Genomic DNA, 18,513 nt, shown 5'->3' on the forward strand with positions numbered 1-18,513 from the left:
CGGTATGAACACCCTCTTCGATGCCATTGTTTCCGCTCATCAGCAACTGCGCCCTCAGGTGCGAGTCACGCCATTGGAGCGCAGCGTGCTGCTTTCACAGCAATTGGGTTGCGAGCTGTATTTGAAATGCGATCACCTGCAGCACACCGGTTCCTTTAAATTTCGCGGCGCCAGCAACAAGCTGCGGCTGTTGGATAACGAGCAACGCCGGCGCGGCGTGATCGCCGCCTCAACCGGCAACCACGGCCAGGCTGTCGCCCTGGCGGGGCAACGGATGGGCGTTGGCGTCACGGTTTATGCGCCGGAGACGGCGGCGAGCATCAAGCTCGACACCATCCGGGCGCTGGGCGGCACCGTGGAATTGGTGCCGGGCGACGCGCTGAACGCCGAACTGGCGGGGGAACAAGCCGCACGCGAACAGGGGAAAACCTACATCTCGCCGTATAACGACGAGCAGGTCATTGCCGGCCAGGGCACCTGCGGCATGGAGCTGGTTGAACAACTCGCCGATCTTGACGCGGTGTTCGTGGCGGTCGGCGGCGGTGGCTATATCGCCGGCATCGGCACCGTTCTGCGGCAACTGTCGCCGAACACGCAGCTTATCGCCTGCTGGCCGGAAAACGCCACCAGCCTGTACAGCGCGCTGGAAGCCGGCCATATCTTCCCGGTGGAAGAACAAGAAACCCTGTCCGACGGCACCGCCGGCGGCGTCGAGCCGGGTGCCGTGACCTTCCCGCTGTGCCAGCAGCTGATTGACCGTAAAGTGCTGGTCAGCGAGGCGGAGATCAAACACGCGATGCGCCGGATCGCCGCCAGCGATCGCTGGATTATCGAAGGCGCGGCCGGCGTGGCGCTGGCGGCGGCGATCAAACTGGCGCCGGAATACCAGGGTAAAAAGGTGGCGGTGGTGCTGTGCGGCAAGAACATCGTGCTGGAGAAATACCTCAAGGCCATCGCCGATGCGCATCCTTAATCAGCAGCAAATCCTCGCCGCGTTCGACGCCGAGGCCATTACGCCGCTGCTGAAGCAGGGTTTTATCGCCTACTCGCAACAGCGGGTGCAACAGCCGCCGGTGCAGCATTTCCTGTTCGAGCAGGCCGCCGGCGACTGCTGCATCAAGTCCGCCTGGTTGGAAGGCGACAAACTGTTCGTGGTCAAGATCTCTACCGGTTTCTACCGCAATGCCGAACACGGCCTGCCGAGCAATCAGGGGCTGATGATGGCGTTCTCCGCCCAGACCGGCGAGCCGCAGGCGCTGCTGCAAGATGAAGGTTGGCTGACCGCGCTGCGCACCGCCCTGGCCGGCCGCATCGTCGCCGAGCTGTGCGCGCCGCCGCATATTCAGGCGATCGGCATGGTCGGCACCGGCCTGCAGGCGCGGCTGCAGCTGCAATGTCTGAAACCGGTGACCGATTGCCGCGAGGTATGGGTGTGGGGCCGCAACGAACAGGCGCTGGCGGCGTATCGGCGCGATGCCGAGGCTGAGGGTTTTCGGGTGCGGGTCACGCAGGATGCGGCGGAGCTGGCGGCGCACTGTCAGCTGATCGTCACCACCACGCCCAGCCGCGAACCGATTTTGCAGGCGGCGGATATTCGGCCCGGCACGCACATTACCGCGGTGGGTGCCGACGCGCCCGGTAAGCAGGAGCTGGCGACCGAGCTGGTGGCCCGCGCGGACGCGCTGTTGGTCGATGCGCTGGCTCAGTGCACAGACTATGGCGAGATCGCGACGGCTTATCGGCAGAACAAGCTGACTTCAACGCCGATCGTCGAAATGGGCGCCGCATTGGCGCAGGGCGGGCGGGTACGACGCGAGCCGCAGCACATCACCATCGCCGATCTCACCGGCTTGGCGATTCAGGATCTGCAGATCGCCAAAGGGGTGTTGGCGAAAGTATAAAGGGGCGCCGCAGCGCCCCGTTTTCTCAGGCGTTGAGCACGAACTTCTCGATAGCGCGCGCCACGCCGTCTTCGGTATTGGCGCTGGTGACAAACTGCGCCACCGCTTTCAGCTCGGGAATGGCGTTGCCCATCGCCACGCCGACGCCGGCATATTCGATCATCGCCGTATCGTTAGCCTGATCCCCCAGCGTCATGATGTTTTCCCGCGCCACGCCGAGGTGCTCGGCCAGCATTTTCACCCCGGCGCCCTTATCGACGTTTTTATGTAAGATCTCGAGGTAGTAAGGCGCACTTTTCAAGATAGTGTAACGCGCGCGCGTTTCCTCCGGGATGCGCGCGATGGCGCTGTCCAGCAGCGCCGGTTCGTCGATCATCATCACTTTTGGAAAACGCATCTGGCGATCCATCTCTTCCACGCTGCGGTATTTCAGCGGAATGCCGGTCATTTCCGCCTCGTGTATGGTGTACTTGCCGATGTCCTTGTTCGGGGTATACAAGGTATCGAAATCAAACGCCTGGAAGTGAACGCCTAACTCGCGCGCCATCTGCTCGAAGTGCAGATAATCCTCGAAGCCCAGGGTTTCCTGCAGGATGCAGGCGCCGTCGACCGCGCGCAACACCAGCGCGCCGTTATAGGTGATACAGAAATCGCCGGGGCCCTGAATGTCCAACTGGCGCAGATAGTCCTGCACGCCGACATAAGGCCGCCCGGTGGCCAGCACCACGTGCACCCCTTTGCGCCGCGCCGCCGCGATAGCCTGCTTTACCGCCGGCGTGATTTGATGCTGCGGATCCAGCAACGTGCCGTCCATGTCGATCGCAATCAGTTCAATAGCCATTCAACGCTTCTCCCAGTGGTTTTTATTCATGCTAACGCGTTTCAGCCTCGGCTGTCAGCGCCAAAAAAGGCAAAAAAAAATCCGCGCGGGTCGCCCGGCGCGGATTTTCACAGCCATTAACGCATCAGATATCGATGTTCGCCGCTTTCAGGGCGTTTTCTTCGATAAAGGCGCGACGCGGTTCAACCGCATCGCCCATCAGCGTGGTGAACAGCTGATCGGCAGCGATGGCGTCCTTGACGGTCACGCGCAGCATGCGGCGGCTTTCCGGGTCCATGGTGGTTTCCCACAGCTGCTCCGGGTTCATCTCGCCCAGACCTTTATAACGCTGCACCGACAGGCCGCGGCGCGACTCTTTCACCAGCCACTCCAGCGCCTGCTCGAAGCTGTCTACCGGCTGACGGCGTTCGCCGCGCTCGATGAACGCGCCCTCTTCGATCAGCCCGCGCAGCTGCTCGCCCAGCTGGCAGATCTTGCGGTATTCACCGCCGTGGATGAAGTCGAAGTCCAGCTTGTAGTCGGTATCCACGCCGTGGGTGCGGATGCGCAGCGCCGGCTCGAACATCTGGCGTTCGCGGTTCTCGAAGATCACGAAGTCATAGCTGCTGCCGTGCTGCTCTTTGTCGTTCAGCGCCTGCACCAGCGACGCGATCCAGGTCTTCACCTTGGCTTCATCGCTGAGATCGCCTTCGTTCAGCGTCGGCTGATAGATCAGGCTGTTCAGCAGCGCGCGCGGGTAGCGGCGCTCCATGCGGCCGATCAGCTTCTGCACGCCGTAGTGCTCGGCCACCAGTTTTTCCAACTGCTCGCCGCCGAGCGCCGGCGCGCTGGCGTTGGTGTGCAGCGTAGCGCCGTCCATCGCGATGGCGATCTGGTACTGATCCATCGCCTCGTCATCTTTGATGTACTGCTCCTGCTTGCCTTTCTTCACCTTGTACAGCGGCGGCTGTGCGATGAACACGTGGCCACGCTCGATGATTTCCGGCATCTGGCGGTAGAAGAAGGTCAACAGCAACGTACGGATGTGCGAACCGTCGACGTCGGCATCGGTCATGATGATGATGCTGTGATAACGCAGCTTGTCTGGGCTGTACTCGTCGCGGCCGATGCCGCAACCCAGCGCGGTGATCAGCGTCGCCACTTCCTGCGAAGAGAGCATTTTGTCGAAACGCGCTTTCTCGACGTTGAGGATTTTACCCTTCAGCGGCAAGATAGCCTGATTCTTGCGGTTGCGCCCCTGCTTGGCAGAGCCGCCCGCGGAGTCCCCTTCCACCAGGTACAGTTCGGACAGCGCCGGATCGCGTTCCTGGCAGTCCGCCAGCTTGCCCGGCAGGCCGGCCAGATCCAGCGCGCCTTTGCGGCGGGTCATCTCACGCGCTTTACGCGCCGCTTCGCGCGCGCGCGCCGCGTCGATGATTTTGCCGACCACGATTTTCGCGTCGCCCGGATTCTCCATCAGGTAATCCACCAGCTTCTCGTTCATCAGCGTTTCAACCGCGGTTTTCACCTCGGAAGAGACCAGCTTGTCCTTGGTCTGAGAGGAGAACTTCGGATCCGGCACCTTCACCGACACCACGGCGATCAGGCCTTCACGCGCGTCATCGCCGGTGGCGCTGACCTTGGCCTTCTTGCTGTAGCCTTCCTTCTCCATGTAGCTGTTCAGCGTACGGGTCATCGCGGTACGGAAACCGACCAGGTGCGTGCCGCCGTCGCGCTGCGGAATGTTGTTGGTGAAGCAGTAGATGTTTTCCTGGAAACCGTCGTTCCACTGCAGCGCCACTTCCACGCCGATGTCGTCTTTCACGGTGGAGAAGTAGAACACGTTCGGGTGGATCGGGGTTTTGTTCTTGTTCAGGTACTCGACAAACGCCTTGATGCCGCCTTCGTAATGGAAGTGGTCTTCACGGTCGGTGCGCTTGTCCTTCAGGCGAATAGACACGCCGGAGTTGAGGAAGGACAGCTCGCGCAGACGCTTGGCCAGAATGTCGTACTCGAATTCGGTCACATTGGTGAAAGTCTGGTGACTCGGCCAGAAGCGCACCATGGTGCCGGTCTGCTCGGTTTCGCCCACCACGTTCAGCGGCGCCTGCGGCTCGCCGTGGCTGTAAGTTTGTTCGTGCACTTTGCCTTCGCGGCGGATCACCAGCTCCAGTTTCTCCGACAGGGCGTTAACCACCGAGACGCCCACGCCGTGCAGGCCGCCGGAAACTTTATAGGAGTTGTCGTCGAATTTACCGCCGGCGTGCAGCACGGTCATGATGACCTCTGCGGCTGAAACCCCTTCTTCCGGGTGAATGCCGGTCGGAATGCCGCGGCCGTCATCCTGTACCGATACCGAGTTGTCGGCATGGATGGTGACCTGAATGTCACTACAGTGGCCCGCGAGCGCTTCGTCGATAGCGTTGTCCACAACCTCGAATACCATGTGGTGCAGACCGGTGCCGTCATCGGTATCGCCGATATACATGCCCGGGCGCTTGCGCACCGCATCCAGCCCTTTTAATACCTTGATACTTGAGGAGTCATAAGAATTCGACATCAACGTTTCTCGCTCATTTTAGTCCTGTGGTTGAACCTCTATTTTACCCTGTTCCACGCGGAACATCTTGCCCTTTTCACCGGCCATGTCGGTCACTTGTTCAGCGCTGACCGCGCTGACAAAAACCTGGGCCTGGGTGGCTTTCAGGCGATCGGCCAGCAACCGGCGACGGCCGGTGTCCAGCTCGGAGGCAAAATCATCAATCAGATACAGGCAACGCCGCCCGCTCTGCCGGGTGAGAAACTCACCCTGCGCCAAGCGCAACGCGCACATCAGCAGCTTAAGCTGACCGCGCGATAACAAATCCTCTACCGGCGTGCCGTCGGCACGAATGCGAAAGTCCGCTTTATGCGGCCCCACCGCGGTATAGGTCAACGCCCTGTCGCGCTCAAACTGGCGCTCCAGCAGCTCGCCGTAGTCGCTCTCTTTGTCCCAGCCGCGCTGGAAGGAGAAGCTCAGGGCGAATTCAGGCAGAAACTGCGCGCAGGTCGCGGTGATATCCGCGGCGATCGCGTCGCTGTATTCCGCCCGCCATTCGCTGATGCGCTCCGCGAGCGGGATCAGTTCCTGATCCCAGGCGCGGATCTGCGCATAGCGACTCACCTGGCGCAGCGCGGCATTGCGCTGCTTCAGTAACCGTTTCAGGTTGCTCCAGGCGGTGAAAAAACCGGGTTCGTTATGAAAACAGCCCCAGTCCAGGAAAGCGCGCCGGAATTTCGGCCCGCCGTTCAGCAGGGTAAAACCTTCGGGGGTGATCAGCTGCATGGGCAGCAGCTGCGCCAGCTCGGCCACCTTGTGGCCGTCGCTGCCATCGATGCGTACTTTGCTGTCACCCTGACGGCTCTTGCTCAATCCTACCGACAGCTCGCGCTCCGCGCCTTCGATGCGGCCATGCAGCACGAACTCCGGTTGGTCGTGGCGGATCACCCGACCGGCCTGCAGGCTGCGGAAGGCGCGGCCATGGCCGAGCGTATACACCGCCTCCAGCACGCTAGTCTTGCCGCTGCCGTTGGCGCCGACCAGGAAGTTGAATCCCGGCGCCAGCGCCAAATCCGCCGCCTCGATATTGCGGAAATCTTTAATCAATAAACGCGTCAGAGCCATGCAATCTCTTTACCGATGACGGTGCTGTAATTCAAGGTAACGAGACTACAACCGCATTGGCATGACAACGTAGGCCGCCGCCTGGCTGGCGCCATCTTCGATCTGCACGCTGGAGACCGAGTCGGTCAACAGCAGGCGCACGTCTTCACACTTGAGCGCGTTCAACACGTCCAGCACGTAGCTGACGTTGAAGCCGATCTCCATCTCCGCGCCGTCGTAGCTGACGTCGAGGATCTCTTCCGCCTCTTCCTGCTCCGGGTTGTTGGCGGTGATCTTCAGCTGGTTCTGGCTGACGTACAGCCGCACGCCGCGGAATTTCTCGTTCGAGAGAATGGCAGCGCGGGCAAACGCCTGCTTGAGCAGATCGCAGCCGGCTTCCAGCGTTTTGTCCGGATTCTTCGGCAAGACGCGGCGATAGTCCGGGAAACGGCCGTCAACCAGCTTGGACGTGAAGATGAAATCGCCAACGTGGGCGCGGATGTTGTTGCTGCCGATCTGCAGCTGCAGCAGCGAGTCGCCGCCGTCCAGCAGACGCACCAGTTCCATCACCCCTTTACGCGGCACGATCACCGAATGCGATGGCAGCTGCTGGCCTATCGGCATCGAGCACACCGCCAGGCGGTGGCCGTCGGTCGCGACGGTGCGCAGCTCTTCGCCTTCGGTTTCAAACAACATGCCGTTCAGGTAGTAACGCACGTCCTGATGGGCCATCGAGAACTGGGTGGCTTCGATCAGGCGCTTCAGCGTCGCCTGCGGCAAGGTGAACTCCACCTCGCTCTGCCAGTCGTCCAGGTTCGGGAAGTCCGCCGCGGGCAGCGTGGACAGCGAGAAGCGGCTGCGGCCGGACCGCACCAGCATGCGCTCGCTCTCCAGCGTGACGGCAATCTCCGCCCCTTCCGGCAGGCCACGGCAGATATCAAAGAATTTGCGCGCGGGCACAGTCGTCGCGCCCGGCTCGTGCGGCTGGGACAGGGCGACGCGCGCCACCATCTCCATCTCCAGATCGGTGCCGGTCAGCAGCAGGGAGCCTTCCGTCACCTGCAGCAGCAGGTTGCCCAGGATCGGCAAGGTCGGGCGGCCGCCCAGCGGGCTGCTCACCTGTTGCAGCGGTTTTAGCAGATGCTCACGTTCAACGATAAATTTCATAGCGCTATGAAGATAATGTTCTGATTAAATTGGAGAAATCTTCTTTGATGTCGTGACTTTCCTCACGCAACTGCTCGATCTTCCGGCAGGCGTGCAACACCGTGGTATGGTCGCGGCCACCAAACGCATCGCCGATTTCCGGCAGGCTGTGGTTGGTGAGTTCCTTCGCCAGCGCCATCGCCATCTGGCGCGGGCGGGCAACGGATCGCGAACGCCGCTTGGACAGCAAATCCGCGACTTTAATCTTGTAATACTCCGCCACCGTCTTTTGGATATTGTCGATGGTGACCAGCTTTTCCTGCAGCGCCAGCAGATCGCGCAGCGCTTCGCGCACGAAATCGATGGTGATGGCCCGGCCGGTAAAGTTGGCGTTGGCGATCACGCGGTTCAGCGCCCCTTCGAGCTCACGCACGTTGGAACGCAGGCGCTTGGCGATGAAGAACGCCACTTCACCCGGCAGGCGAATGTCGTTTTCGTCGGCCTTTTTCATCAGGATCGCCACGCGGGTTTCCAGTTCCGGCGGCTCGATCGCCACCGTCAGCCCCCAGCCGAAGCGGGACTTCAGACGATCTTCCACCCCGTTGATCTCTTTAGGGTAGCGATCCGAAGTCAGGATGATCTGCTGATTGCCTTCCAACAGGGCGTTAAAGGTATGGAAGAACTCTTCCTGCGAACGCTCCTTGTTGGCAAAGAATTGGATGTCATCGATCAGCAACGCGTCGACCGAACGGTAGTAGCGCTTAAACTCTTCGATGGCGTTGTTCTGCAACGCTTTGACCATGTCCTGCACAAAGCGTTCCGAGTGCATGTAGACCACTTTGGCGTTGGCCTTGCGCGCCATGATGCCGTTGCCCACCGCGTGCAGCAGGTGAGTTTTACCCAGGCCGGTGCCGCCATACAGGAACAAAGGGTTGTAGGCGCCGCCCGGATTGTCCGCCACCTGGCGAGCCGCCGCGCGCGCCAGCTGGTTGGACTTACCCTCGACGAAGTTGTCGAAGGTGTGTTTAGGGTTGACGTTGGAGCGGTAAGAGAGCTCGGGCTGCGCCGCCGCGTTGTCCCAGCTCGGGCGCGAAGGCGCGGCCGTGCGCGCCGCCGGAGCCGCAGGGGCGCTGCTGACGCTGGCGGTCACGCTCTGGCTGATCACCTGCGTGATCGGCTTGCTGCCGACTTCAAAACGCAGCAAAGGCGCATCCGTGCCGCAGAAATCATTCAGCAGACCATTGATGTTGTTTAAGTACTTATCGCGAACCCAATCCAGCACAAAACGGTTAGGCGCGTACAGCGCCAGGGTGTTGTCACTCAGTTCCGCCTGCAATGGGCGAATCCACATACTAAATTCTGTGGCAGGTAACTCATCCTGCAATCGGGCAAGACACTGCTGCCAAAGCGAAAGTGACACGGCGGACTCCACTCGAACAAGATCAATAAAGAAAAGAAACGGGCAACTTTTTTATAACTCATGATTTTTGACACATACCCGGCATCGGCTGTTTGCCTGTGGGGGATGCGAACCGCCTTTCACGGTTTGTGTCCCTCACGATCCCGGCATGAGGGATCGCGATCGGAATGACGGATCATAGCGCAATCCGCGCAAGAGATCCTCCCCTTCCTCACAGATTAGATCCATTTTATCCACAGGCCGCGGCCGGCGGCGATCTTTTCGCCGCCAGCGCCGAATGACCGCGCAGATCCCGGCCGCTGCGCCGCATTTTTTACATTGTCAACCGGTTATACCCTGTTATCCACGTCGGATCCTGCGATCGCGCGCAAAGGATCTCACGGGGATCCTTGCGATTTCACCCCGAGTCCGTATAATCTTCGCCCTACGTGTGATACCTGGTTCCTTATGGTGCGTCATTAGCCAGACAGGATTCTGCGGTGACCACGGGCCAAGAGCGGATTTTGTTCCGTTATTGGCAGACAACCAGGTAGGCTGGCGCGATGCGAATTGACTCAGGACTGTACAATTATTACAATCCCGCTTCTTTATGTATTGCGATTGAGGCGTCGGTCATCTTCACGCCGAGTAGCCAAACGCGTTTACTGATCAGTAATTATTTTAAGTTTAGGTAGAAATCGCTATGAAACGCACTTTCCAACCGTCCGTATTGAAGCGCAACCGTAGCCACGGTTTCCGTGCTCGTATGGCCACCAAAAATGGTCGTCAAGTTCTGGCCCGCCGTCGTGCGAAAGGCCGTGCTCGTCTGACTGTTTCTAAGTAATAAAGCTAACCCGCTGAGTGGTTAAGCTCGCTTTTCCCAGGGAGTTACGTTTGTTAACTCCCACTCATTTCACTTTCGTCTTCCAGCAGCCACAACGGGCTGGCACGCCGCAAATCACCATCCTCGGCCGCCTGAACCAGCTGGGGCATCCCCGCATCGGTCTTACCGTCGCCAAAAAACACGTCAAACGCGCGCACGAGCGTAATCGGATCAAACGCCTAACCCGCGAAAGCTTCCGCCTGCGCCAGCACGAATTACCGGCGATGGATTTTGTCGTGGTGGCCAAAAAGGGGATAGCGGATTTGGATAACCGCGCGCTGACGGAAGCTTTGGATAAATTATGGCGTCGCCACTGTCGCCAGGCTCCCGCATCCTGATCGGGCTGGTGCGGGCCTATCAGCTCGTCATCAGCCCGCTGCTAGGGCCTCGTTGTCGCTTCCAGCCGACATGCTCTCATTACGCAATTGAGGCATTAAGCAGGTTTGGCATGATAAAAGGCAGTTGGTTAGCATTGAAACGCGTATTAAAATGCCACCCTTTGAACCCAGGTGGCGATGATCCGGTGCCGCCAAAAACCGACGATAACAGAGAACACTAACGATGGATTCGCAACGCAATCTTCTTCTCATCGCTCTGCTGTTCGTGTCTTTCATGATCTGGCAGGCATGGCAAACGGACAACGCTCCGCAGCCGGCCGCACAGACCACGCAACAGACTTCGAACGCAGTAGCCGGTGATGCCGCCAGCCAGGCCGTGCCAGCCAGTGGTCAGGGTAAGCTGATTACCGTGAACACCGACGTGCTGTCACTGACCATCAACACCCGTGGTGGCGATATCGAGCAGGCTAAACTGTTGGCCTACCCGGATACTCTGGGTTCATCGACTCCGTTCCAACTGCTGGAAACCACTCCGTCGTTCGTCTATCAGGCGCAAAGCGGCCTGACCGGTAAAAACGGCCCGGACAACCCGGCCAACGGCGAACGCCCGCTGTATCAGGCGGCGCAAGACAGCTACACCCTGCCGGAAGGCCAGGACGAGCTGCGCATCCCGCTGACCTACACCGGTAAAGACGGCGCGATCTACACCAAGACCTTCGTGCTCAAACGCAACCACTATGCGGTCGGCGTGGATTACAGCATCGACAACAAAGGCGCGACGCCGCTGGAGCTGACCCTGTTCGGCCAGCTGAAGCAGACCACCGAATTGCCTAAGCACCGTGATACCGGCAGCAGCAACTTCGCGCTGCACACCTTCCGCGGCGCGGCGTACTCGTCCAGCGAGGACAAGTACCAGAAATACGCGTTCGACAAAGACGAAAACCTGAGCGTCACCACCAAAGACGGTTGGGTTGCGATGCTGCAGCAGTACTTCGCCACCGCGTGGGTGCCGGCGACCAAGGGTGACAACACCTTCTACACCGCCAAACCGGGTGACAACCTGTCCACCATCGGCTTCAAATCTACGCCGGTCGTGGTGCAGCCGGGCGCTCAGCAACAGCTGAACGCGACCCTGTGGGTCGGCCCGGAGCTGCAGGACCAGATGGCCCAACTGGCGCCGCACCTGGACCTGACCGTGGATTACGGCTGGCTGTGGTTCATCTCCCAGCCGCTGTTCAAACTGCTGAAGTTCATCCACGGCTTTATCGGCAACTGGGGCTTCTCCATCATCATCATCACCTTCATCGTGCGCGGCATCATGTACCCGCTGACCAAGGCGCAGTACACCTCGATGGCGAAAATGCGCATGCTGCAGCCGAAGCTGCAGGCGATGCGCGAGCGCATCGGCGATGACAAACAGCGCATGAGCCAAGAGATGATGGCGCTGTACAAGGCGGAGAAAGTGAACCCGCTCGGCGGCTGTCTGCCGCTGATCATTCAGATGCCGATCTTCCTGGCGCTGTACTACATGCTGATGGGTTCAGTCGAACTGCGCCACGCTCCGTTCGCCCTGTGGATCCATGACCTGTCGGCGCAAGACCCGTACTACATCCTGCCAATCCTGATGGGCGTGACGATGTTCTTCATTCAGAAGATGTCGCCGACCACCGTGACTGACCCGATGCAGCAGAAAATCATGACCTTCATGCCGGTGATCTTCACAGTGTTCTTCCTGTGGTTCCCATCCGGTCTGGTGCTGTACTACATCGTCAGCAACCTGGTGACCATCCTGCAGCAGCAGCTGATTTACCGTGGTCTGGAAAAACGCGGTCTGCACAGCCGCGACAAGAAAAAAAGCTAAGCGTAGTGTAGGGGTTCGGCGCGCCGACCCTTGCAGTCACACCAAAGGCGGTCATTAGACCGCCTTTTTGCATCTTAATCGTCAGAGAGAACCGTTATGAGCACCACCGATACCATCGTAGCCCAAGCCACCCCGCCGGGACGCGGCGGCGTCGGCATTCTGCGCATTTCCGGAAGCAAGGCCAAAGACGTCGCCCTGGCGTTGCTCGGCAAGCTGCCGAAGCCGCGCTACGCTGACTATCTGCCGTTCCGCGACGCCGCCGGCGCCACCCTCGATCAGGGCATCGCGCTGTGGTTTCCGGGGCCAAACTCCTTTACCGGCGAAGACGTGCTGGAGCTGCAGGGCCACGGCGGGCCGGTGATCCTCGATCTGCTGCTCAAGCGCGTGCTGGCGCTGCCCGACGTGCGCATCGCCCGGCCCGGCGAGTTCTCCGAGCGCGCGTTTCTCAACGACAAACTCGATCTGGCGCAGGCCGAAGCGATCGCCGATCTGATCGACGCCAGCTCCGAGCAGGCGGCGCGTTCGGCGATGAACTCGCTGCAGGGCGCATTTTCCACCCGCATCCACCAGCTCGTGGAAGCGCTCACTCACCTGCGAATCTACGTGGAAGCGGCGATCGACTTCCCGGACGAGGAAATCGACTTCCTGTCCGACGGTAAAATCGAGGCGCAGCTCAACGACGTCATGGCGGATCTGGACAACGTGCGCGGTGAAGCGCGCCAGGGCAGCCTGCTGCGCGAAGGGATGAAGGTGGTGATCGCCGGGCGTCCTAACGCCGGTAAATCCAGCCTGCTCAATGCGTTGGCCGGGCGCGAGGCGGCGATCGTCACCGATATCGCCGGCACCACCCGCGACGTCTTGCGCGAACATATCCATATCGACGGCATGCCGCTGCACATCATCGACACCGCCGGCCTGCGCGACGCCAGCGACGAAGTGGAGCGTATCGGCATCGAACGTGCCTGGAACGAGATCGAACAAGCTGACAGGGTGCTGTTTATGGTGGACGGTACCACCACCGCCGCCACCGAGCCGGCGGAGATCTGGCCGGAGTTTATGGCGCGCCTGCCAGGCACGCTGCCGATCACCGTGGTGCGCAACAAGGCCGACATCACCGGTGAAACGCTGGGCCTGACGGAAGTGAATAACCACTCACTTATTCGCCTGTCGGCCCGCACCGGCGAAGGCGTCGATGTGCTGCGCGATCATCTGAAACAGAGCATGGGCTTCACCAGCAACATGGAAGGCGGCTTCCTGGCGCGCCGTCGCCACCTGCAGGCGCTGGAACTGGCGGCGCAGCATCTGGTGCAGGGCAAAGAACAGTTAGTGAGCGCTTACGCGGGCGAGCTGCTGGCCGAGGAACTGCGTCAGGCGCAGCTGGCCCTGAGCGAAATCACCGGCGAATTCACCTCCGACGACCTGCTGGGCCGCATTTTCTCCAGCTTCTGTATCGGTAAATAACGCGCTGCCAGAGGCCTTCACGGCCGGGATAAGCCCTTGTTCCGGCCGTTTTTCTTTCCCGCTCTCGCTCTGCGCGCTGGCTCACAGCGCCACCGCAACTGCCCGCGATATACTGGACGGTCAGGTGTCTTTCTCAGGAACGAGTCAACATGGCGTTAACCCTCAAGGTATTGCTGGAAAACCGCCGCGCCGCCGGCGCCAACCCGCTATTGCAGGCCAAGGCCGGGTTAAGCCTGCTGATTGAAGACGAGACGACCTCCATACTGTTCGACACCGGCCCCGACGACAGCTTCCTGCACAATGCGGCGCTGATGGGCGTCGATCTCTCCCGCATCACCGCGACGGTGCTCTCCCACGGCCACTATGACCACTGCGGCGGCGTCGCCTGGCTGCCGGACAACAGTCGCATCATCTGCCATCCCCAAATCGGTGATGAACGCTATGCGGCGCTGAAGGTGCTGGGCCACACCCACAAAATCAAAAAGCTCTCTTTGGACATCGACTACTCACGCCATAACATGCACTACAGTCGCGAACCGCTGGCGATCGGCGATCGCTTTATGTGGTCAGGTGAAATCGCCGTGCCCGCACCGCGCGCCTACGGGGTGATTACCGGGGAAAACGCGGCGGTGGATTACGTTATCGACGAAGGGGTGCTGATTTACAAATCGGATCGCGGTCTGGTGATCGTGACCGGCTGCGGGCATCGCGGGATCGTGAATATCGTGCGCCACTGCCAGAAAATCACCGGTATCGATCGGATCCACGCCTTGATTGGCGGTTTTCATCTGCGTTGCGCTTCCCCGCGCACGCTCTGGCGCGTCCGCCGTTTTTTACGGCAGCACCAGCCGGAAAAGATCATGGGTTGCCACTGTACCGGCGCGTGGGGTCGGCTATGGCTGCCGGAAGGGATCGCGCCGGCCACCGGCGATACGCTGATTCTGGCTTAGACGTACCGCTTTACACGAATAGCGTCGCTATCACCGCGATGCCGCAGCACAGCACCGCTATTCCTACCATCTTTTGCTGGCCGTCGCCCCGCTGTAAAAAATACAGTGATGGGATGAAAAAGACGGTCATCACGATAACGGGTATCGACCAGCTTGAGATGATCTTGATGATGCTCGGATTAATCGTGCCGATAAGCGTACAGACAACAATGTTCCCCGCGATGATGCCCTTTTTTCCCACCATGCCGAAGGACGTAATACCGTCGATGACCCCGGTCAAGGTGCCGATATAAGCGCCGCCGGTGAGCAAGCACAGCAGCAGGGCTGCGCCTAACCACGCCATCGAGTTACCGGTCAAACCTGCGGTATAAAACAGCGAATCCACATTGCGGCCGTTAATGATCGAGATATCATCCAACGTCAGCAAGCGACTGATAGCGATAACGATCATGGCGATAAACGCCAGGATCAGTATCTTGCCGAACAGAATACTGCGCGCCTGCGGCCGCACGGCACTTTGTGCAAACCGCTGGATACACGGGGTAAAGTTAAACGTAAAAAGAAAAATAGGCAGCAGCACCAACGTTTGCAATGAAATGCTCGGCGGCGCAGGCGTCCGCTGAGCCCCTGCAGGTTGTAACAGGAAAAACAGCGTAAGGATCGCCACCAGAACGATAGAAACCAGTGCCATTCTGGAGATCAAGTGCTCGATTCGCTGGCTAAATGCCAGCCATGCGGCCGACAGCGCCGCACTCAGCAACAGCGAAACACCGCCCCGAACCCAAAATCCATCGTGGAGAAAAGACGCGACCACGTTAACCAGGGTGATGAAATTTATCAGCACGATAATGATCATCGACAGAATAAACAGCACACAGACGATTGCCGCCGCCCGCTCACCGATAAACGTCGACGATGCCGCCAGGAAATCTTTCTGCGGGTGCGAGATGATGAATTTGAAAAAAAGATAGTGCGCCATCATCGATACCGACATGGCGATGACGATAAACAGCATGAACGCCTTCATCCCCAGCACGCCCGGCCCCACCGCCTGAGGCAAAAAGAAAATCCCGGCGCCGAATGCCGTGGAGAAGAAAGTGACTGGCCAATACAGGTGTGAAATTTTCATGATAATGCTCGACCATCATGGCTATGCAGCGACACATAGCCAGCTGGCACAAAAAATGTCATTCAAAACATGATCTTCCGAAGAAAACCAGTAAGGAAGGCAAGGAAAAGTTATCGTAAAAAGTCGCGGCCGCGCGATAGCCGTTAAGTACGTTAACGCGTGAACACAGCGGAAAAACGCCAATATGCGACGTGTAATTATCGAAGACTTTATTAGAGGAAATACGATACCGAATAGCCCTGAACGTCGCGGCATTGCCCGCCGCACAGGTCGGTTTATTTTCCTTGATGATATCGAACTCGTGCTCTCCCACCGCCATCTTCACATTACCGTCTTGGCGCTGAAAATACGCCTCTTTATCCATACGGTTTTTAATGTGGCGTTTAAAGCGATCCGCCATGTTTTTCTCACTGACATAAAATGCATTGATATCAATGTTATGACGTTGATTCGACGCCAGAATGTAGTCGTTTATTTTTTCTGGAATAATATACGGAGATGTCGCCATCCTCCTGAATTCGTTAGCGCCGTCTATCTCGCTGCCATCGTTTTTTTCCATATAGAAATCATTTATTTCCATCAAGAAGTCAGGCTGAACGTTGAGCTGTCGGATGGATTCGGCTATGTAGTCAATGCAGAATCGCGCGGACTTTTCCACTTCACTGCTGACAGAAAAACGATCGTCCAAATTAACCACGGTATGCCCGCCGGAAATCACCACCTTATCCGTCAAAAAAGACGATGCCAGCGCGATGAGCTCTTCGAGGTTATTATTTGAAACCTCATTGTTGACGACCTCAATGATTCCATTCTGATCGGCCTTGTAGACGATAAAGCGATCTTCGCCCTTCCAACCTTTTTTGCAGTTGCATTTATATTCTTTAAAAACAACACGTTCAGCTGTCTTATAAAATTCGGCGCTTTGCAGCGGCATTAACTCGAGATCTGGCATGCCCTTCTTCCCTATTCGTAGCCAATGACGCCAACTTTTTATAACAATAGCTAATGTAAATTTAGTGATCTGACTCCGATAATTAACAAACACACATATAAAATAGGGCTTTTGTGGCTTTAGTCACATTTCCAAGTTTAGGTTATTTTAACCATTTTTATTTTGTGGTTTTATGTTTCCAACAAACGAATGCGGAGAGGTGGGCGAGTGGTTTAAGCCAGATTTAAGAAACTAACCGTTTCTTAAATCCACACGAGTTATCGTGTCGTAGGTTCGAATCCTGCTCTCTCCGCCAACTCTTTCTTGTCTGATAGCTACTTTTATAGGCTCATTGGACGCCGTCGATTCGGATGTGGTTGGTTTCGGAACTGATTAATTTTGTGCACGCACCTATTCAGGTCCGTACGATCTTCTCCCCCCGCCTATACAGCGCAAAGCCAACAAATCGGATAAAACGCATAGTGTTTTTTGATGATAAATCCTCAACTTAGTCTTAATCTAACACCCCTGCGTTCTTAGCGACCCTCTGTCATGGAGCGAACAATGGCGTGTCATTTTGCCCGATGGACCCCGGCCTCCGCTGTCCTGGATACCCAGAGACTCGCCGACGAAGTGATAGCCGCCACCCGCACCTTTTCCGTTAAGCGCCGCACGCGCTACCTGCAAGGGCGCATTCTGCTCGCCGAAATGATGTTCTACCTGTACGGCCTGCCGACGCTTCCCCCTATAGCCACCACGCCCACCGGCCGCCCCTGCTTCGCCGACCATCAGCTGCCCGATTTTAGCCTCGCCTATGCCAGCAACACCGTGGGCGTGCTGCTCAGCGACGAAGGCAAAGTCGGACTGGATATCGAAGTGATGCGGGCGCGCGGCAGCCGGCAAAGCGCGCTGCAGAACGCACACCAGACGCCGGCGGAAAGCGCCTGGATCGGCGCGCAGGACGATCGGCTGGAGGCGGAAACTCAGCTGTGGAGCATTCGGCAAAGCGTGCTGAAAATTTCCGGCCTCGGCAACAGCGGCCAGTCTACGCTGCGTCTGCATCCCTTCTCCGGCCACCTGCGCTCCAGCGCCACGCCGGACGTTCAGGTGATGAGCGACGCCGACGAATATCTGAGCTGGGCCTGCGCCGGCAGCCCCGGGCTGGATCGCCTGCTGTGCTGGCGCTACGAAGAGCGTGGCGGCCTGCACAAAGACGGGGAAATCTCGCCGCGCAGCCCGGCGGCATCCTCACGCTTCGTTAAACTGACGGGCCTGAAGACGCCAGGTTGACGCGGCGCAAAGCGGATAACGCGGTCTTTACCGCACCAGTTACTGGATTAAATTGTAAAGACAGCTAAATGTTGAGCAATCGCCTATTCTCGACCCGCGCTTTAGCCTACTATTCGCCCATGTTGTACGCTGAATCTGCTCATTCGAAAGGGAGAATCACCATGTCAGACCAAGCCTTAAAAATCGTCACTCTACTCGGCAGCCTGCGCAAAGGCTCCTACAACGCCATGGTGGCCCGCGCCCTGCCTGGCCTGGCCCCGCAGGGCGTCACCATTGAAGCGCTGCCCTCCATCCGCGATATCCCGCTGTACGACGCCGACATGCAACAGGGTGAAGGCTTCCCTGCCGCGGTCGAGGCGATCGCCGAGCAGATCCGCCAGGCCGACGGCGTGATCATCGTCACCCCTGAATATAACTATTCCGTGCCCGGCGGGTTGAAGAACGCCATCGACTGGCTGTCTCGCGTACCGAATCAGCCGCTGGCCGGCAAGCCGGTCGCCATTCAAACCAGCTCAATGGGGCCGATCGGCGGCGCGCGCTGCCAATACCATCTGCGCCAGATCCTGGTGTTCCTCGATGCGATGGTAATGAACAAGCCTGAGTTTATGGGCGGCGTGATCCAGAGCAAGGTCGATGAACAGGCCGGTGAACTGAGCGATCAGGGAACGCTGGATTTCCTGACCGGCCAGCTGTCCGCGTTCAGCGATTTTATTCGCCGCGTGGAGTGAAGGTCTCGCGGCGCCCGCTGGGCGCCGCAACAG

At 58.7% G+C, this 18,513-nt stretch carries 17 protein-coding genes and 1 pseudogene; 11 read left to right on the forward strand and 7 right to left on the reverse strand.

The window, feature by feature from the left end; genetic code table 11:
• The first annotated feature begins 4 nt into the window (after positions 1-4).
• Together GT753_RS18915 and GT753_RS18920 are read left to right on the forward strand one after the other, a co-directional pair.
• Entirely contained in the window at positions 5-973 is a 969-nt protein-coding gene (locus GT753_RS18915; protein WP_075684588.1) for a threonine/serine dehydratase, read from the forward strand.
• On the forward strand, positions 960-1,901 hold the full coding sequence (locus GT753_RS18920) for an ornithine cyclodeaminase family protein (RefSeq protein ID WP_075684589.1): 942 nt from the start codon (positions 960-962) through the stop codon (positions 1,899-1,901). The genes GT753_RS18915 and GT753_RS18920 overlap by 14 nt, the downstream gene beginning before the upstream one ends.
• Positions 1,902-1,926: 25 nt before the next feature.
• Here GT753_RS18920 and yidA read toward each other — a convergent pair whose 3' ends face one another.
• The 5 genes from yidA to dnaA all read right to left on the reverse strand — a co-directional run bounded on the left by yidA (position 1,927) and on the right by dnaA (position 8,930).
• A complete protein-coding gene (gene yidA / locus GT753_RS18925; protein ID WP_021504165.1) occupies positions 1,927-2,742 on the reverse strand; it encodes a sugar-phosphatase in 816 nt (271 codons plus the stop codon).
• Between the two features lie 124 nt (positions 2,743-2,866).
• On the reverse strand, positions 2,867-5,281 hold the full coding sequence (gene gyrB, locus GT753_RS18930; protein ID WP_004933898.1) for a DNA topoisomerase (ATP-hydrolyzing) subunit B: 2,415 nt from the start codon (positions 5,279-5,281) through the stop codon (positions 2,867-2,869).
• Positions 5,282-5,299: 18 nt separating this feature from the next.
• Complete coding sequence (recF, locus tag GT753_RS18935; protein WP_004933895.1) at positions 5,300-6,385, reverse strand: DNA replication/repair protein RecF; 1,086 nt, start codon at positions 6,383-6,385, stop codon at positions 5,300-5,302.
• A gap of 45 nt (positions 6,386-6,430) precedes the next feature.
• Entirely contained in the window at positions 6,431-7,531 is a 1,101-nt protein-coding gene (gene dnaN, locus GT753_RS18940) for a DNA polymerase III subunit beta (protein ID WP_004933892.1), read from the reverse strand.
• Positions 7,532-7,535: 4 nt separating this feature from the next.
• Positions 7,536-8,930, reverse strand: a complete 1,395-nt coding sequence (dnaA, locus tag GT753_RS18945) for a chromosomal replication initiator protein DnaA (RefSeq protein ID WP_160125839.1) — start codon at positions 8,928-8,930, stop codon at positions 7,536-7,538.
• A 682-nt stretch (positions 8,931-9,612) separates the two neighbouring features.
• Here dnaA and rpmH point away from each other — a divergent pair.
• The 6 genes from rpmH (at position 9,613) to GT753_RS18975 (ending at position 14,402) form a co-directional block, all read left to right on the forward strand.
• Complete coding sequence (rpmH, locus tag GT753_RS18950; RefSeq protein ID WP_000831330.1) at positions 9,613-9,753, forward strand: 50S ribosomal protein L34; 141 nt, start codon at positions 9,613-9,615, stop codon at positions 9,751-9,753.
• 17 nt (positions 9,754-9,770) lie between these two features.
• Positions 9,771-10,130 carry a ribonuclease P protein component gene (gene rnpA, locus GT753_RS18955; protein WP_004933883.1) on the forward strand — a complete coding sequence of 120 codons (360 nt, stop codon included), beginning with the start codon at positions 9,771-9,773 and terminating at the stop codon, positions 10,128-10,130.
• A complete protein-coding gene (yidD, locus tag GT753_RS18960; protein ID WP_004933881.1) occupies positions 10,094-10,351 on the forward strand; it encodes a membrane protein insertion efficiency factor YidD in 258 nt (85 codons plus the stop codon). Before rnpA ends, yidD begins: the two co-directional genes overlap by 37 nt.
• Positions 10,352-10,353: 2 nt before the next feature.
• Complete coding sequence (gene yidC / locus GT753_RS18965) at positions 10,354-11,991, forward strand: membrane protein insertase YidC (protein ID WP_004933876.1); 1,638 nt, start codon at positions 10,354-10,356, stop codon at positions 11,989-11,991.
• A 96-nt stretch (positions 11,992-12,087) separates the two neighbouring features.
• The gene (gene mnmE / locus GT753_RS18970) at positions 12,088-13,452 is read left to right on the forward strand and encodes a tRNA uridine-5-carboxymethylaminomethyl(34) synthesis GTPase MnmE (RefSeq protein ID WP_075686658.1); all 1,365 of its coding nucleotides are present in this window, start codon (positions 12,088-12,090) and stop codon (positions 13,450-13,452) included.
• A 149-nt stretch (positions 13,453-13,601) separates the two neighbouring features.
• Positions 13,602-14,402: an MBL fold metallo-hydrolase gene (locus tag GT753_RS18975; protein ID WP_076741176.1), complete on the forward strand. Its 801-nt coding sequence runs from the start codon at positions 13,602-13,604 to the stop codon at positions 14,400-14,402.
• Between the two features lie 10 nt (positions 14,403-14,412).
• Here the strand turns inward: GT753_RS18975 and GT753_RS18980 are convergent, their stop codons facing one another.
• Positions 14,413-15,531, reverse strand: coding sequence for a threonine/serine transporter (locus GT753_RS18980; RefSeq protein WP_160125840.1), 1,119 nt, complete (start codon positions 15,529-15,531; stop codon positions 14,413-14,415).
• Between the two features lie 58 nt (positions 15,532-15,589).
• Positions 15,590-16,483, reverse strand: coding sequence for a hypothetical protein (locus GT753_RS18985; RefSeq protein WP_015376142.1), 894 nt, complete (start codon positions 16,481-16,483; stop codon positions 15,590-15,592).
• A 193-nt stretch (positions 16,484-16,676) separates the two neighbouring features.
• Between GT753_RS18985 and GT753_RS18990 the strand changes: the two are divergent.
• The 3 genes and pseudogenes from GT753_RS18990 to GT753_RS19000 all read left to right on the forward strand — a co-directional run bounded on the left by GT753_RS18990 (position 16,677) and on the right by GT753_RS19000 (position 18,480).
• Positions 16,677-16,778, forward strand: a pseudogene (locus GT753_RS18990).
• Between the two features lie 248 nt (positions 16,779-17,026).
• Positions 17,027-17,752, forward strand: a complete 726-nt coding sequence (locus tag GT753_RS18995) for a 4'-phosphopantetheinyl transferase superfamily protein (RefSeq protein ID WP_004933861.1) — start codon at positions 17,027-17,029, stop codon at positions 17,750-17,752.
• A 161-nt stretch (positions 17,753-17,913) separates the two neighbouring features.
• Positions 17,914-18,480: an NADPH-dependent FMN reductase gene (locus GT753_RS19000; protein WP_004933859.1), complete on the forward strand. Its 567-nt coding sequence runs from the start codon at positions 17,914-17,916 to the stop codon at positions 18,478-18,480.
• Positions 18,481-18,513 lie beyond the last annotated feature (33 nt).

Source organism: Serratia sp. Z4 (assembly GCF_009900725.1).
GTDB classification, from domain to species: Bacteria; Pseudomonadota; Gammaproteobacteria; order Enterobacterales; family Enterobacteriaceae; genus Serratia; species Serratia nematodiphila.